Genomic DNA, 1,747 nt, shown 5'->3' with positions numbered 1-1,747 from the left:
CCTGGCGCGACCGCCCGCCTACTCCATCTCTSCCGGCTTGGCCTGGAGGGGGATGTGCCCGACCATTCCACCTTCTCGAAGAACCGGCACGGTCGCTTCCGCGACAGCGATCTGCTGCGCGAGGTCTTCGAGACGACGGTTCGACGCTGCATGGCGGAAGGGCTGGTCGGTGGCGAGGGATTTGCGGTCGACGCCAGCCTGATCAAGGCCGATGCCAATCGCCASAACGGCGTGCCCGGCAAGGATGGGCTGGCGCCYGAGGCCGCCAACCATGCGGTGCGCGAGTATCTGGCCGTGTGTTGGACGAWGCGGCCTTCGGCGCGGCGACGCCGGTCGTGCCCAAGTTCCTCTCGCCAGCTGACCCTGCCGCACGCTGGACGGCTGCCCATGGCGGGCAAGCCTTCTTCGCCTATGCGACMAACTATCTGATCGACCTGAAGCACGCCGTCATCATGGATGTGGAGGCGACCACGGCTGTGCGGCAGGCCGAGGTCGGCGCCGCGCGGACCATGATCGAGCGCACCCAGGACAGGYTCGGCACCTGGCCCGAGAAGCTGGTCGCGGACGCAGCCTATGGCTCAGCCGACAATCTCGCCTGGCTGGTGCACGAGCGCGGGATCGAGCCRCATGTTCCCGTGTTCGACAAATCCCAGCGTCGGGACGGCACCTTCAGCCGATCCGACTTCGCCTATGATCATGATCGCGATCTCTACATCTGCCCGGGCGGCAAGGAGCTTCGGCAGTTTCGCCGCCCCTTCGCGGTGCCGCGCGACGGCATCGATCGTGAAGGCCTCATGCGCTACAGAGCCGTCAAGCGCGACTGCGATGCCTGTTCCCTGAAGCCGCGCTGCTGTCCGAAAGAACCTGCCCGCAAGCTTCTGCGCTCCATCCACGAGGGCGCCCGCGACATGGCGCGCGACATCGCTGCCACCGATGCCTACGTCACCTCGCGACGCGAACGGAAGAAGGTCGAGATGCTGTTCGCGCACCTGAAGCGCATCCTCAAACTCGACCGCTTGAGACTGCGAGGACCATGCGGTGCCCGCGATGAGTTCCTCCTCGCAGCCACTGCCCATAACCTCAGGAAAATGGCGAAGCTGATGCCGGTGGGAGCGCCGCCACGGGCGGCATGAGGGCGAAGGCCTCTCTCACAAAGCCACCCAGCCTCAATCGATAGTCTACCCAGCGCCGACTTCTTCAACACAATCGACCCATCTGAGACATTGGAAGATCGGCGTCTGACGACCGGAGTTGGCCCCATTGCCGACATCTGAGGGTCCGCTTGCAGGCACATGACTGAAGGCAATGTAAGGACGCCGGGTTTGCCAGATTCGCAAAGGCCCGCCCCGGCTCGGAACCAATCGTAAGACCCTGCGTGTGAAGTGTCGGCAGGGGCCGCGCCTACCAGGTGACGCGCAGGCCGAGATTGCCCTTGATGCCGCGGCGATCGTCGCCGCCGAGATTGCTGGTGTAGCTCGCCGCCGCGTAGACGCCGACGTTCGGCATCACTTGGGCCGCAACGCCGCCGCCGAGTTCCAGCGAGGTGGATCCGAAGCCGGTTGTAATCGGCGTGACGTTGAAGGTCGTCGTGTCGCTGGCGGAAAACGTGCGCCAGACATTGGCGAGGAGATAGGGTTTCAGCGTCATCCCGCCCATCACCCAATCGCCGGTAAGCCGAGCGCCGATCCGGCCGGTCAGAGCATCGTCGGGCGAAAAGCGAACCGCAGAGAAGCGATCGCGCTCCGTT

1 protein-coding gene and 1 pseudogene are annotated in these 1,747 nt (G+C 65.0%); one reads left to right on the top strand and one right to left on the bottom strand.

Annotated elements, in window-relative coordinates:
* A pseudogene (locus AC1DRP_RS36455) lies at positions 1-1,133 on the top strand (transposase); the annotation flags it as partial.
* 268 nt (positions 1,134-1,401) lie between these two features.
* Here AC1DRP_RS36455 and AC1DRP_RS36450 read toward each other — a convergent pair.
* A partial coding sequence (locus AC1DRP_RS36450) for an autotransporter outer membrane beta-barrel domain-containing protein (protein WP_476771121.1) occupies positions 1,402-1,747 on the bottom strand: 346 nt, incomplete at its 5' end.

The sequence above is a fragment of the Allobosea sp. 01N443 genome (assembly GCF_056399325.1).
This window is presented reverse-complemented; position numbering and strand designations above follow the sequence as displayed.